The sequence below is a fragment of the Allobosea sp. Root670 genome, from assembly GCF_001429415.1.
GTDB classification, from domain to species: Bacteria; Pseudomonadota; Alphaproteobacteria; order Rhizobiales; family Beijerinckiaceae; genus Allobosea; species Allobosea robiniae.
This window is the reverse complement of record NZ_LMJU01000019.1, coordinates 58483-72216: the sequence shown is the minus strand read 5'-3', so window position 1 is coordinate 72216 and position 13734 is coordinate 58483. Positions and strand designations below refer to the sequence as shown.

16 protein-coding genes are annotated in these 13734 nt (G+C 66.1%); 7 read left to right on the top strand and 9 right to left on the bottom strand.

The window, feature by feature from the left end:
- Nucleotides 1-4: 4 nt before the first annotated feature.
- The 3 genes from ASE61_RS26845 to ASE61_RS22735 all read right to left on the bottom strand — a co-directional run bounded on the left by ASE61_RS26845 (nt 5) and on the right by ASE61_RS22735 (nt 1980).
- Nucleotides 5-646: an extensin family protein gene (locus ASE61_RS26845; protein ID WP_162260138.1), complete on the bottom strand. Its 642-nt coding sequence runs from the start codon at nt 644-646 to the stop codon at nt 5-7.
- A 233-nt stretch (nt 647-879) separates the two neighbouring features.
- On the bottom strand, nt 880-1044 hold the full coding sequence (locus ASE61_RS26840; protein ID WP_162260137.1) for a hypothetical protein: 165 nt from the start codon (nt 1042-1044) through the stop codon (nt 880-882).
- Between the two features lie 141 nt (nt 1045-1185).
- The gene (locus ASE61_RS22735) at nt 1186-1980 is read right to left on the bottom strand and encodes a response regulator (RefSeq protein ID WP_061970857.1); all 795 of its coding nucleotides are present in this window, start codon (nt 1978-1980) and stop codon (nt 1186-1188) included.
- Nucleotides 1981-2217: 237 nt separating this feature from the next.
- Between ASE61_RS22735 and ASE61_RS22730 the strand changes: the two genes are divergently transcribed.
- The 3 genes from ASE61_RS22730 to ASE61_RS22720 are packed head-to-tail and all read left to right on the top strand — an operon-like array spanning nt 2218 to nt 4692.
- Nucleotides 2218-2439, top strand: a complete 222-nt coding sequence (locus ASE61_RS22730; protein ID WP_061970855.1) for a NepR family anti-sigma factor — start codon at nt 2218-2220, stop codon at nt 2437-2439.
- Nucleotides 2426-3040, top strand: a complete 615-nt coding sequence (locus ASE61_RS22725) for a sigma-70 family RNA polymerase sigma factor (RefSeq protein ID WP_082617664.1) — start codon at nt 2426-2428, stop codon at nt 3038-3040. Before ASE61_RS22730 ends, ASE61_RS22725 begins: the two co-directional genes overlap by 14 nt.
- Before the next feature lie 5 nt (nt 3041-3045).
- On the top strand, nt 3046-4692 hold the full coding sequence (locus tag ASE61_RS22720; protein ID WP_210171893.1) for a sensor histidine kinase: 1647 nt from the start codon (nt 3046-3048) through the stop codon (nt 4690-4692).
- 177 nt (nt 4693-4869) lie between these two features.
- On the opposite strand, the gene ASE61_RS22715 is transcribed toward ASE61_RS22720, so the two are convergent.
- Nucleotides 4870-5151 carry a hypothetical protein gene (locus ASE61_RS22715; RefSeq protein ID WP_082617662.1) on the bottom strand — a complete coding sequence of 94 codons (282 nt, stop codon included), beginning with the start codon at nt 5149-5151 and terminating at the stop codon, nt 4870-4872.
- A 172-nt stretch (nt 5152-5323) separates the two neighbouring features.
- Between ASE61_RS22715 and ASE61_RS22710 the strand changes: the two genes are divergently transcribed.
- The 3 genes from ASE61_RS22710 (at nt 5324) to ASE61_RS22700 (ending at nt 8331) form a co-directional block, all read left to right on the top strand.
- A complete protein-coding gene (locus ASE61_RS22710; protein ID WP_082617661.1) occupies nt 5324-6079 on the top strand; it encodes a Crp/Fnr family transcriptional regulator in 756 nt (251 codons plus the stop codon).
- 120 nt (nt 6080-6199) lie between these two features.
- The gene (locus ASE61_RS22705) at nt 6200-6994 is read left to right on the top strand and encodes a class I SAM-dependent methyltransferase (RefSeq protein WP_082617660.1); all 795 of its coding nucleotides are present in this window, start codon (nt 6200-6202) and stop codon (nt 6992-6994) included.
- 143 nt (nt 6995-7137) lie between these two features.
- A complete protein-coding gene (locus tag ASE61_RS22700; protein ID WP_061970850.1) occupies nt 7138-8331 on the top strand; it encodes a sensor domain-containing diguanylate cyclase in 1194 nt (397 codons plus the stop codon).
- 3 nt (nt 8332-8334) lie between these two features.
- Here ASE61_RS22700 and ASE61_RS22695 read toward each other — a convergent pair whose 3' ends face one another.
- On the bottom strand, nt 8335-8850 hold the full coding sequence (locus ASE61_RS22695) for a hypothetical protein (protein WP_061970848.1): 516 nt from the start codon (nt 8848-8850) through the stop codon (nt 8335-8337).
- Between the two features lie 136 nt (nt 8851-8986).
- Here ASE61_RS22695 and ASE61_RS22690 point away from each other — a divergent pair, with 136 nt between their 5' ends.
- Nucleotides 8987-9916 carry a glutaminase gene (locus ASE61_RS22690; RefSeq protein WP_061970846.1) on the top strand — a complete coding sequence of 310 codons (930 nt, stop codon included), beginning with the start codon at nt 8987-8989 and terminating at the stop codon, nt 9914-9916.
- Nucleotides 9917-9924: 8 nt separating this feature from the next.
- Here the strand turns inward: ASE61_RS22690 and ASE61_RS22685 are convergent, their stop codons facing one another.
- The 4 genes from ASE61_RS22685 to ASE61_RS22670 form a co-directional block, all read right to left on the bottom strand.
- Nucleotides 9925-11547, bottom strand: coding sequence for an ABC-F family ATP-binding cassette domain-containing protein (locus tag ASE61_RS22685; protein WP_061970844.1), 1623 nt, complete (start codon nt 11545-11547; stop codon nt 9925-9927).
- A 79-nt stretch (nt 11548-11626) separates the two neighbouring features.
- Nucleotides 11627-12100 (bottom strand): Cys-tRNA(Pro) deacylase, encoded by a 474-nt coding sequence (gene ybaK / locus ASE61_RS22680; RefSeq protein ID WP_061970842.1) that lies wholly within the window; start codon nt 12098-12100, stop codon nt 11627-11629.
- 473 nt (nt 12101-12573) lie between these two features.
- Complete coding sequence (locus tag ASE61_RS22675; protein ID WP_061970840.1) at nt 12574-12969, bottom strand: GlcG/HbpS family heme-binding protein; 396 nt, start codon at nt 12967-12969, stop codon at nt 12574-12576.
- A gap of 14 nt (nt 12970-12983) precedes the next feature.
- Nucleotides 12984-13730: an SDR family NAD(P)-dependent oxidoreductase gene (locus tag ASE61_RS22670; RefSeq protein ID WP_061970838.1), complete on the bottom strand. Its 747-nt coding sequence runs from the start codon at nt 13728-13730 to the stop codon at nt 12984-12986.
- Nucleotides 13731-13734: the final 4 nt, after the last annotated feature.

Here is a 13734-nt window from a genome sequence, read left to right as displayed (position 1 = left end):
TCGGCTACTGGCAGAAGCGGGAGGCGCGCGAGCGGCGCTCCTGAATATCGACATGCAGGTGATTGGCATGGGCCGCGTCCGAGCCCGGCCCCAGCGTGGTCATGAAGGCACCGCAGGCCGCCTGCCGGACGGCGTCGAGAAAGCGGTTCTCGGCCAGGCCCTTCGGCTTCTCGACCACGACCTGCAACCCGTCTTTTGCATTCCCCAGCTTGAAGGCGAAGATATCCAGCGCCTGGCCGGTGGCGTGCTCGCTGACCGGGCCAGCCGTCGCCCGGTTTCGTCGCCGGCATTCATGGCCCCCGCCGACCCGCAGGCTCACCAGATCGCGCTCGAAATGCCCGCGCGCCAGGGGTTGGACACTGCGGTCGAGCCAATCGGCCAGCGTTCTGGCCATGGCGCAGCTCAGCAGGGGCGGCGGCTCGAAGGACACGGCTGTGGCTCCGTCCGGCCCCCTGATGGCGAGGGCCTCGACCCGGACGGGCTCGCTGACCCGGCAGGCCGGATCGCCATTCTGTGAGGCGGGGGCGGAGGGCGTGACCCGGTTGCCGGGAATGGCGGCCAGGGCCGAGAGGCACGAGCTTTGCCCAGCCGGTGAAGCGACGCTGTCGGCCTTGGCAGGAGCGGGCACTGCGGCGGGGGCAGGCACTGCGCTCCGCGTTTCGGTCTTTCCAGCTCCGTCGGGCATGGACGGGCGCAGTTCAGGCGGTCGCGGCGGCGGTCGCTGCCCGGAGAACGGTGCCGTGACCGGGTCAGCCATGCCCAGGCCCGGCATGAGGCACAGGCCGATGGCAACCAGTGCACTCGCAAGGCTCCGCCTTGCCCGGCGCGCCTCGTGGAGGGCCGGTGAGGGCGTCGGGCGGAAGCGGGGCGGAGAGCCGGCTAGCTGTCCAGGGCCGAAGCGCTGGCGATCGTGATGCCGGTCAGGCCGGCCAGCGCGAGCGACAGGATTTCCGCGCTCGGCGCTCCCGGTTGCACGATCCCGGTGAACAATGCAGCCCCGATCGATAACGCCGCGATAGCGGCCGAGAAGCAGGTCGTCGCCATGATCCACGCCCTCCCCAACTGCAAACGAAACTGTCATTCCACGCGGAACGCATCATCTCCGCACGGGTTCCCGGTTGGCAAGAAAAAAGGCCCGCAGAGGTAAGCCGCGGGCCTCGATCGTCTTCGAATGGGATCGAAGCGTCAGGCGGCCTTGCGGCCGGCGCGGCGGTCGAAGAACAGGGCCTGGCTGATCGCGGCCTTCACGGCTTCCGGCTGGAACGGCTTGGTGATCAGGAAGGCCGGCTCCGGGCGGTCGCCGGTGAGGAGGCGCTCGGGATAGGCGGTGATGAAGATCACCGGCACGTCGATCGTCGACAGGATCTCGTTGACGGCATCGAGGCCAGAACTGCCATCGGCGAGCTGGATGTCGGCGAGCACGAGGCCGGGTCGCTTCTTGGCGACGAGCGCGATCGCCTCGCGCTGGGTGCGGGCGACGCCGGTGACGGTGTGGCCGAGCTCCTCGACCATCGTCTCGATGTCGAGCGCGATGATCGGCTCGTCCTCGATGATCAACACCTCGGTCGCGACCTGCTCGGCGATTTCCTGTCCGGCGGTCTGAATCAGCGTGGAGGCATCCGCCGCCGTGATGTCCATGATCCTGGCGACGTCGTCGAGCGGGAAGCCTTCCACCGTCCGCAGCAGGAAGGCCTGGCGCGGGCGCGGGGTCAGCGCCTCGAGATTGCGCTCGGCCGGCGCGCGCGACAGCTCGACGACCGGGGCGGCTGCATCGACGCTGGCCGAGGACCACAGCTTGAGGAAGGTCTTGTACAGGCCGATGCGCGGATCGATGTCGCGCGGGAATCCCGAGGGGTCGGCGACCAGGGCTTCCAGCATGGCGACGACATAGGCGTCGCCGCTTGGCTGGCTGCCGCAGAGCGCCCGCGCAAAGCGGCGCAGATATGGAAGATGAGGCGCAATTTCTTTTGCAATCGACATGAACGCGTCCCTTTTAGCGTGCCGGAATAATGGCTTAGGACGCGCGGGAAACAAGGATTTTATTTTTGCCGGGACATGGAACCTTTGATCGGGGTACCTGTTGTTATGGCGTATTGGTGTCGCTATCGCGACGTGGCTTCGGCATCGTCGGCAAGCAATGGCAAGACCAGGGACGGCAGGATTTTGAGATGCGGGACCGGCTGGAAAAGCTGGCCCGATGGTGGCACGAGGGCTGACATGAGCAGGTTGGACGCAGCGATGACTGAACCGGACGATCCCGACGAAGGTTTCGAACTGGTTCTGGATCCGAAGGTGCAGGAATCCATAGGCCGCTCCCTCAAGGCCCATTACGACGACATCGTGAACGCGCCCGTGCCCGACAAGTTTCTCGTGCTGCTCGCGCAGCTTGAGGCGACCGAGCAGCGTGCAGCTGGAGTGTCGCGCGATGAGTCCCAGTGATATTGCGCCCGCGAACCAGACCGAGGCGCTGGCGCGGGAACGCAGGACCGAAGACTTCAAGGACGGGCTGATCCGCGAGATCCCCAATCTGCGCGCCTTCGCCGCCTCGCTCTCTGGCTCCATGCAACTGGCCGACGACCTCGTGCAGGACACGCTGCTGAAGGCCTGGGGCAATTCGGACAAGTTCGAACCCGGTACCAGCCTGCGTGCCTGGCTCTTCACCATCCTGCGCAACACCTATTACTCGTTGTATCGCAAGCGCGGTCGCGAGGTTCAGGACAGCGAAGGGACCTATGCCGAGCGCATGGCGACCCACGGCAACCAGGAGAGTCATCTCGATCTCGCCGACTTCCGCAAGGCGCTGGCGAAGCTCCCGGAAGAGCAGCGCGAGGTGCTGATCATGGTCGGCGCCACCGGGCTGTCCTATGAGGAAGCCGCCGAGATCTGCGGCGTGGCGATCGGCACGATCAAGAGCCGGGTCAATCGCGCTCGCACGAAGCTGGCGGAACTGTTGTCCATCGGCAGTGTCGATGATCTCGGGCCGGGCCGAACCAGTGCGGCTGCGATGCAGAGAGTTGGTTCCGAACCCGTTGGCTCCTGATGCGGTTGCGGCGTTTCAGTACGGTTAGGACCCGCCTGCTGGCTGTGCTGGTCGCGATCGCCGTTCCGATCGCCTGCGCCTCGACCTTCGCCGCCTACGCCACCTATCGGTCGGCGGTCGTCGCGATCGAAGCGGCGCAGGCGCGCGCCGTCGATGATTTTGCGGTGCGCACCCGCGTCTGGTATCGCGGCACGTCGCGTGCGCTGCTCGCCTTTGGCACCATGGCGAGCGAGCTTGGGCTCGATGCGGCCGGATGCCCGGATGCCGGCGCCAAGGCCATGGAGCGCGCCGGGGGCTTCCGCGCCTTTCTGTTGCGCCATGCGGATGGGCGGGTCTGCACCGGCTCGCTCGATGCCGCGCTCACCAGCGAGGCGCTGGAGGGCATAGTCCGGCAGCTGGCCGGCCGGCCTTCGACCGGGATGTGGAACGGCGCCGACCTCGGCCGGATGCGTTACGATCAGGTGACGGTCGGAGCCCAGCGCTATCTTGCCGTCCTGGCATCGGTCCCCCCGTCGGCGAACGGGGGATTGCAGCAGGCACTCGTCCTGACAGCCCCCGAACTGCTCGAGAACGTCTTCGACCTCGGCGAAGATGGCCAGGCGCTGAACGTCGCGCTGATCGGGCGCGATGCTGGCGTCATCGCCAGCCGGGGAGACAGCCGCGACCTGTCCTGGTTACCGCGCACGGATCGCATGCCGGAGACGTTCGCGCGCTGGGTGGCGCCGAACCGGGCCGGAGAGGACAGCGCCTTTGTCGCGCGCATGGTCGCCGAGCCGGATTTCTATATCGTCGCGAGCTTCGACGAGCGGCCGGTCGAGGCGGCCCGGCTGCAATTCATCGTATTGCTGCTCGCTCCGCTCCTGACGCTCGCCCTGCTCTGCCTGGTCTGCATGCGGGCGATCGACAAGCACTGCCTGCGCTGGCTGCGCGGCATCGAGGCTGCTGCCCGGTCGAGAACCTCCAACAACCGTGTGCGGGCTTCGGTCGGGGAAGGCATGCCCAGCGATATCCGCAGCGTCGCGGAGGCTTTCAACGGAATGGTCGAGGAGCAGGAGATTCGTCAGCGCCGCCTCCAGACAGCACTCGACGACAACCGCTTCCTCGTCCGTGAGCTGCATCACCGGGTCAAGAACAGCCTGCAGGTCGTGCAGAGCTATATCGGCCTCAGCAAACGCGATCACCGCGACGAGGCGAGGCTGGCTTTGGCCGATGCCGAATGCCGGGTGCACGTGCTCTCGGCCGCCTATCGCTTCACCCTCGCCGACGGCGAGATGCAGCCGGTCCGCGTCGACCTCTTCCTCGACGATGTCGTCACCATGATTTCCAACCTGATCCGCGGCCGCGACCAATGGGTGGCGAGCCGGATCGAGACGGCAGCGTCGCTGTCTGTCGACCGGATCATCCCGCTCGGCTTTCTCGTGGCGGATGTTGCATCCCGCGCCTTGCGGAGCACCCCTGGTCTCCGGATCGTCGTGGAGGTCGTGGATGTCGACGCTTCCGCGATCGAAGTCGGGCTGGTGGCGGATCGGGACATCCAGCACAGCGCGCCGCCGCGACTTTTCGCGGGGCTGCTCACCCAGATAGAGGCGGTTCAAACGCAGGAGCCTCAGGGCCGCAGCCTCGGCCGCTGGCGGATTGCCCACGGATCCTGAAGCGCGCGCAGCCTTATCGAGCGCCGTTGCGGTGGATCGCGTGGCTGCCCGATGCTCGACCGTCATTGCAAGCATAGCGAAACAATCCAGGGAGGCCGGGTGGCACGTTCAGCCCGGCCTCCCTGGATTGTTTCGTCGCTGCGCTCGCAGTGACGGACTTTGCGGAATCAGCGGTGTTCAGCGAACGATATGCGTGACCGGTCCGCCGGCCATCGCCTGCTGCGACGGCGAGGCGATCGCGCGCTTGGCGGCGCTGCGCGAGCGGTCGGCGCGGTCGACGGCGGCAAGCTGCAGGCTGTCGGCATAGCCGCGCTCGCCCCTTGCGAGGGCAATGCTGGTCGAGCTCTGGTCATCAGGCGTTTGAAGCCCGGCGCCCAGGGTCAGACCCGATACGGCCGTGCCCATGAGGCCGAAGAAGACGATGGCGCGCATGGCCGGCGCGAGGCTGGACTTCGGCATGGATGTCTCCAGGGCGGACCGGTCGATTGACCGGCTTTCGAGAGGGAAACGCCGGAAACGCCGCCTCGGTTCCCGCCTGACGCGAGCAGCCGGCTTTTACGGAACGAGGAGCGCCCTTGCTGCGTTCACTCGAAGCCGGCTCTCTGCCGGCGATCGGGGGATCAATTCGACCATGAACATCGTCAGCCGGCCCGGGCGCCTCGGCACGCCCTGTCTTGCCTGTCCCTTGCGGCTGAAGCCGGCTTTCCGGGACAAGACCGATGATGAGATCCGCTTCATCCAGACGATGAAGGTCGATCACCGGTTCATGCGCGCCGGGGGCGACATCATTCATCCCGGCCAGGAGGATGCCGAACTCTACACCCTCTATTCCGGCTGGGCCTTCCGCTACAAATCCCTGCCGGACGGGCGTCGCCAGATCCTCAACTTCCTCCTGCCGGGGGATCTCGTCGGTCTGCAGGCTTCGCTGCTGTCGGCTGCCGAGCACGGTATCGAGGCCCTGACGGATGTCGAGCTCTGCGTCTTCCCGCGCCGGCGCCTCTGGGATCTCTTCGAGCGGATGCCGACGCTGGCCTATGAGGTGGCCTGGCTCGGTTCGCGCGAGGAATGCATGATCGACGACAATCTCACCTCGGTCGGACAGCGCAGCGCCGGCGAGCGCCTCGCCGCGCTGATCATCTCGCTCTATCACCGTGTCGACGCGCTCGGCCTGGTCGCCAATGACAGCTTCGCCTTTCCGCTCTCGCAGCAGCAGCTCGCCGATGCGCTCGGCCTCTCGCTCGTCCATACCAGCAAGACCTGGTCGCGCCTGCGCCGGGAAGGGTTGTTCGCGCTGTCGGGAGGGAGGCTGACCCTGCTGAACCCGCGCCTGACTGCGCGGATGGCTGCGGCTTATGAACAGATCACGGCGCCAAGGCCGCTGATCTGACGGCTTTGCTTGCGACCGATGCGGAAAAGGCTTGGCGAGAGCCAGCTCTTGACCCCATATGCCGCGCAGGTAACGTGATTTGCGTCAGACGCGTCGTCTCTGCGGCGTTCAAGGGGTGTCATGTCTTCGACGATTCGTCATCGCCCACCGCGAGCCGCCTCGCTGGCGGCCCGTCTCGGGCAGTCCCGCGTCGCGACGCGGATCGAGGGCGAGGTGCGCGTCACCGCCGCCGATCTCGTCGATTGCGTGGCCGAGGCGAAGCTCAAGGTCGCCGCCGTTCGCTACAAGGTCGAGGGCGAGGTCCGCAACACTGCGGAGAAATTCAAGAGCCGCGTCAGTGACGCCAAGGCGAAGCTCGGCGACGAGGCGCGCTTCATCAAGTCCTGGATCGACGATCCCCGCCGGACCGGCTCGGTCACGCCGTCGAGCCCCGCTCTCGCCAGGCGCATGGCGTCCTTCGTCGACCCCGAGCAGCCCGGCCCGGTGATCGAGATCGGCCCCGGCACCGGCCCGGTCACCGAAGCGCTGATCGAGCGCGGCATCGACGAAAGCCGGCTGATTCTGGTCGAATACAGCCCCGAATTCTGTGAGTTGCTGCGCAAGCGCTTCCCGCGGGCGACGGTGGTGCAGGGCGACGCCTATGCTCTGTCGGCAACGCTGTCAGGCCACCTTCCGGAAAAGGCGATCGCGCTGGTTTCCAGCCTGCCGTTGTTCAACCGCCCGCCGGCAACCCGATCGGCGCTGGCGCGCGAGGCTTTCCCGCTGCTCGTCGAGGGCGCGCCCTTCATCCAGTTCACCTATTCGGTGATCTCGCCGATTCCGCGCAAGGGCTCGGGACTCAAGGCCTTCGTGTCCGACTGGGTACTCCGCAACATTCCACCGGCGCGAGTCTGGGTTTATCGCCAGATTCGCTGATTTTTGGCGTGATTGACGCTGCGTCATCGTGTTGTGCCGTGGATTTAGGTCGTTTCCACACGAAATCGTAAGACCTCGCTGTTAGGCAGCGCTCGCGATCAGGTGCCTGCCGGCCTGCTTGCCTGCGAGGAGCCTAACAGCCGATGAGTGGCGCCGTCCTCCGTTACAGTTTGCCCCGCTGGCGCGTGACGCGCTGGCTGGCGGATGCCGGACCGGATGTCCCGCCCGAGATTCGGGTCGCGCTGATCGCCAGCCTCTACGGCACGCTGCCGATCTTCGCCGGCGGCGTCATCAATTCGCTCGCGGTCTCCTTCCTGATCGCCTGGCGTATCCCGACCCTGCCATTCGCCCTCTGGTGCGCCTTCGAGGTGCTCTGCTGCGGCATCCGTCTGGTCGTCCTGATCTACGCCCGCCGCCGGGCCGCGCGCGGTGCTTCGACGCCGACCGATCTCTATCTCCTGCTCGGGGTCGCCTGGGCGGCCGGCATCGGCGCTGGCACCTTCCTCAGCCTGACGAGTGGCGACTGGGTCGTGGCCACGCTGGCCTGCCTTTCCGCTGCCGCGATGGTCGGCGGCATCTGCTTCCGGAATTTCGCCGCGCCGCGCATGGCCGGCCTGATGATCGGATTGACGCTGGGGCCTTGCGTGCTCGCCGCACCGTTCCTGTCCGAGCCGATCATGCTGATCACCTTCATGCAGATCCCCTTCTACCTCTTCAGCATGGCGGTTGCGGCCTACAAGCTGAACGCCATGCTGATCTCGACCATGCGGGCCGAGCGCGAGAACGCCTTTCACGCGCGCCATGACGTGCTCACCGGCCTCTCCAACCGAGCCGGCCTGGCCAAGGCCTTCGCGACGCGGTTCGAGAGCGAGACGGCGCCGCGCGGGCTGGCTCTGGTCTATCTCGACCTCGACGGCTTCAAGGCGGTCAACGACAATCACGGCCATATGGCGGGCGATGCCTTGCTCCAGCTCGTCGCCGAGCGCTTGCGCGGCCTTGTCCGCAGCTCCGATATCGCGGCGCGCATTGGCGGGGACGAATTCGTCGTGCTCTCCGAGCAGACCGAGCGGACGCAGCTTCAGCGCTTCGGTGAACGCATCGTGCGCGAGATTTCGGAACCCTATGAGCTCGACAGCGGCCACCAGCTCGCCATCGGTGCGTCGGTTGGCATTGCGCTCGCGCCGGAGCACGGACGCGATATGAACAGCCTGATGTCGGCGGCCGATGCAGCGCTCTATCAGGCGAAGTCGCGCGGCAAGTCGCTCTGCGTCATCGCCGGGCAGCGCTCCGTTCTGGATGCGCGCGTTTCGAGCGGGCGCCATCCGCGATTGCAGTAAGGCCTATTCGATCTCGCAGGCGTCGCTCGCGGGCATCAGGCGCCAGAGCCCGTCATCGGGTTTCGCCGGGATTTTCACCGCGCCATCGGCGATCTCCTCCGCATCGTAGGGATTCGGGTTGGCGACGATCCCGCCATTGCGGATATCGAGCGCACCCTGCGGCCCGCTCTCCAGGCGCCAGCTTCCGGCATCCCATTCCGGCACGCAGCGCAAGCCCTTGCCCTGCGGCTTGCAGAAGCCGCCGAGCTGGTAGTCGAAGCGGTTCGCGGTCGTGCGCTGCCTCAGGTTGAAATAGAGCGCGACATAGATCGTCGCATGCGGCTCCGCCTGCCAGTTGCCGGGCTTGTGGACCAGGCGGATCTTCACGACCTTCTGCTGCGGATGCGCCCTGAGATGGGCCGCGTCGTAAGAGCGCTCCCAGCAGGCGTCCCGCTTCGGAGGAAGTTCGCTTTCGAGCGGCCGGGCGGTGGCCGGCAGGGCTGCGATCAGCAGGGCGGAAACGGCGGCGGCACGGCGCATTCTGAGGGCCTCCGGCTTCGGAGCTTCAGATCATCGCAGTTTCGTCTCGGCCGCAATGGCTTTCCCCGGCGCTTGACCGCAAGCCCGGCCTGAGGCTTGGCTGTCGCGCCGAGACGGAGCAGCCGGAGCGGGAAGCGTGACGGATATCGGGCGGCTTGTCCGCGACATCGCTGACGAGATGCGCGGCGCCGAGGAGCGCGGCGAGGTCGCGACCTATATTCCGCCGCTGGCCCGCATCGATCCCCGCCAGTTCGGGCTCTGCGTCGTGACGGCGGATGGCGAGATCCATGCCGCCGGCGACAGCGAGGAGCTCTTCTCGATCCAGAGCGTCTCGAAGGTCTTCGCCCTGACGCAGGCGCTCGGCAAGGTCGGCGACACGCTCTGGCGCCGGGTCGGGCGCGAGCCTTCGGGCACGCCGTTCAATTCGATCGTCCAGCTCGAGCGCGAGGAGGGCGTGCCGCGCAATCCCTTCATCAATGCCGGCGCGCTCGTCGTCGCCGATATCAACCTCGCGGGCCACGAGCCGCGCGTCGCCATCGGCGAACTGCTGCGCTTCATGCGCTATCTCGCCGATGACGACACGATCATTATCGACGAGGCCGTGGCACGGGCCGAGCAGGCGACCGGCTTCCGCAACATCGCGCTCGCCAATTACATGAAGGCCTTCGGCAACATCACCCATCCGCCGGAATTGACGCTCGGCGTCTATTTCCACCAATGCGCCATCGCCATGAGCTGTCGCCAGCTCGCCATGGCCGGGCGCTTCCTGATGCATGGTGGTTTCTACGAGCCCGGCGGGCCGCGCGTCGTCTCAGGTCAGCGGGCGCGGCGCATCAACGCGCTGATGCTGACCTGCGGCCATTACGACGCCTCGGGTGATTTCGCCTTCCGCGTCGGCCTGCCCGGCAAATCCGGCGTCGGCGGTGGCATTCTCGCCATCGCGCCAGGCAAGGCCGCGATCGCGGTCTGGTCGCCCGGCCTCAATGCCAACGGCAATTCCCTGCTCGGCACGCTGGCGCTGGAACGCCTGACCGAAGCGACGGGCTGGTCGGTCTTCGCCAGATAGCGCAGCGATTAGCTGCGCAGGCCCGGCGCTTCCTGCCCGGTGCGGGCAACGTATTCCGTATAGCCGCCGCCATAGGCATGGACGCCATCGGGCGTCAGCTCCAGCAGCCGGTTGGAGAGCGCGGCGAGGAAATGCCGGTCGTGGCTGACGAAGAGCATCGTGCCCTCGTAGTTCGAGAGCGCGGTGATCAGCATCTCCTTGGTGGCGATGTCGAGGTGGTTGGTCGGTTCGTCCAGCACCAGGAAATTCGGCGGATCGTAGAGCATCATCGCCATGACCAGCCGCGCCTTCTCGCCGCCCGAGAGCACGCGGCAGCGCTTCTCGACATCGTCGCCCGAGAAGCCGAAGCAGCCGGCCAGCGACCTGAGCGAACCCTGTCCGGCCTGAGGGAAACGGTCCTCCAGCGCCTCGAACACGGTGCGCTCGCCGTCGAGCACCTCCATGGCGTGCTGGGCGAAATAGCCGAGCTTGACGCTGGCGCCGATATTGACAGTGCCGGTATCGGCCTCGGTCGTGCCTGTGACGAGCTTCAGCAGGGTCGACTTGCCGGCGCCGTTGACGCCGAGCACGCACCAGCGCTCCTTGCGCTGGATCTGGAAGTTCAGCCCGTCATAGATGCTGCGGCTGCCATAGGCCTTGCCGACATTCTTGAGGCTGACGACGTCGTCGCCCGAGCGCGGCGCCGGCTGGAACTCGAAGGCAACGCTCTGGCGCCGCCGCGGCGGCTCGACGCGCTCGATCTTGTCGAGCTTCTTCACCCGGCTCTGCACCTGCGCGGCATGCGAGGCGCGCGCCTTGAAGCGCTCGATGAAGGCGATCTCCTTGGCGAGCATCGCCTGCTGGCGCTCGAACTGCGCCTGCATCTGCTTCTCGGCCAGAGCCCGCTGCTGCTGATAGAACTCGTAATCGCCGGAATAGCTGGTCAGCGCGCCGCCATCGATCTCGATGATCTTGCCGACGATGCGGTTCATGAACTCGCGATCATGCGAGGTCATCAGCACGGCGCCGTCATAGTTCTTGAGGAAGGATTCCAGCCAGATCAGGCTTTCGAGGTCGAGATGGTTCGACGGCTCGTCGAGCAGCATCGCATCGGGGCGCATCAGCAGGATGCGGGCGAGCGCGACGCGCATCTTCCAGCCGCCGGAGAGGCCACCGACATCGCCCTCCATCATCTCCTCGCTGAAGCCGAGGCCCGCGAGCACCTCGCGGGCGCGTCCATCGAGCGCATAGCCGTCGAGCTCCTCGAAGCGGCCCTGCACCTCGCCGTAGCGAGTGATGATCTCTTCCATCTCGTCGGCCCGGTCGGGATCGACCATGGCGGCTTCGAGCTCGGCGAGCTCGGCCGCGACCGTGCTGACGGGGCCTGCCCCATCCATCACCTCGGCGACGGCGCTGCGCCCGGCCATCTCGCCGACATCCTGGCTGAAATAGCCGATGGTGATGCCGCGATCGGTCGAGACCACACCCTCGTCGGGTGCCTCCTCGCCGGTGATCATCCGGAACAGCGTGGTCTTGCCGGCACCGTTCGGCCCGACGAGCCCGACCTTCTCGCCCTTCAGAAGCCCTGCCGAGGCCTCGATAAAGACGATCTGCTTTCCGTTCTGCTTGCTGATGTTCTCGAGGCGGATCATGGAAATGGGGAACCTTGGAGGAATGCTCCCGCGGCACTAAGCCATCGGGGCGTATCGGGAAAGCTTGGAGAGCCTGCTATCAGGCCGAGATGACGGCGCTGCGGGCATTGGCCGCGCTCAGCAGATCGGCAGGCGCGAGCGCGATCTGCAAGCCGCGCTGGCCGCCATTGACATAGACCAGCGCCTCGGACGAGGCCGCCTCGTCCACGATCGTCGGCAATCTGCGCTTCTGGCCGAAGGGGCTGACGCCGCCGACCTTGTAGCCGGTCAGGCGCTCGGCATCGGGCACCGGCATCATCGCCGCAGCTTTCCCGCCGAAAGCCGCCGCGACCTTCTTCATGCTGGCCTCGCGGTCGGAGGCGAGCACGATGCAGACCGGCTTGCCGTCGACCTGCGCGATCAATGTCTTGAGCACGCGGTGGGGCGCCTCGCCCAGCGCGTCTGCCGCCTGCAACCCGACGCGCTCGGCATTCGGATCATAGGTGTAGTTGTGCAGCTCGAAACGGATTCCGAGCTGCTTCAGCGCCAGCGTTGCGGGGGTCGTCTGGGCCATCGTCCTGTCGTGGTCCGTAAGTCAAAAACCGAGAATGAACATTGTTATTTTACAGTGACTTGGAAATCTGATGTCCATCAAAAATGAGAGAATTTCCAGCAGATAATCTGAGTGGCGCGTCTGCATCGATCAAAAAATGAGGCTGCAGTCTCCCGAGGCCGAGAGAGTGGCGCCCGGACGAGCGGCTTAATCGATCGAACGCTAGCCTGGAACTCCATTCATAATTCGCTGATTGCCTAAAGCCAGTCGGCATTCGCCATGGCCGCCGCGATGACGCGAATGGCGAGAAGCGCCATCAAGCCGCGCCAGCAACCTGCATTTGTGCTACGCGCCACAACCAGACATAGGCTGATTGCCGACAAGCGGACCTTGAACACCTGTCCTGAAACGGACATCGAAGGCCCGCTCAAAAAACTGCAAACGGATGTCAATCTCGGTTTGAACCAAGCCACGAAGCTTGTTCGCTTGCCAGTTTACCGTCCAATGGCTGCAACTGCGCAGGCGTCATCCACGTCTGCAGCGTCGCCGGAGACACCGAGCGCGCCTAGGATCTGTTTATCCTCGCGCACCAATACCCCGCCGGCAGCAGGGAGCAACCTGCCGGACAAGAGTGTCGCGGCTGCGGAGAAGAAGGCTGTATTCGCCTCCGCTCTTTCGACGAGGTCGCGCGTATCCAATCCGAGCGCGATGCAGCTCCAGGCCTTCGCCAGGGCGAATTCGTGCCGGGCGATCGTGGCCCCGTCCTCTCGGGCTGATGCGACGATATGGCCCCCGGCATCGACGACCACCGCCGCCAGCGGTCGGGCGCCCAGTGCGCGGCCGGCTGCCAGAGCCGCGGCGATCAGGCTCTGCGCCCGTTCCAGAGTCATGGTGCCTCCCGTGCTCAGTATGTGCAGCGCCCACCCGAGAGATCGAAGACCGAGGCGGTGGTGAAGCTGTTCTCGCGGCTGACCAGCCAGGCGACCATGGCGGCGGCCTCGTCCACTTCAAGAAAGCGGGCGCGGGGAATGCGCGACAGCATGTATTGGATGAAATCCGGCTTAAGCGTGTCGAGGATGCGGGTCTTGGCCGTGGCTGGCGAGATCGCGTTCACGGCGATGTCGTAACCGGCGAGCTCCTTGCCCAGCGATTTCGTCAGGCCGATCACGCCCGCCTTTGCGGCCGAATACGCGGCGAGGTTCGGGTTGCCTTCCTTGCCTGCGACCGACGAGATATTGACGATCCGCCCGTAGTTCCGCGCCTTCATGCCGGGCACGACGACCTTGTTCACATAGAAAGTGCCGTTCAGGTTGACCTCGACGACGCGGCGCCACTCGTCGGGGTCATAGGCGTCGAGCGGGGCGTTGCCGCCGGCGATGCCGGCCGAGTTGACGAGGATCGAGACCGGGCCGGTTTCGGCTTCGACTTCGCGATGGGCATGCGTCAGGCGGTCGAGATCGGTGATGTCGACCTGCTTGGCGGAAGCTCCGGAGCCCAGCAGCGCCAGCGCCTTCTTCAATTCGTCCGCGTCGCGATCCCAGAGGCTGACGCGCGCGCCGGACGCGATGAGCCGCTTGGCGATGGCGAGGCCCAGCCCCTGGGCGCCGCCGGTGACGACCGCGACCTGGTCGTCGAGGGAAATCCTGTTCATGGGC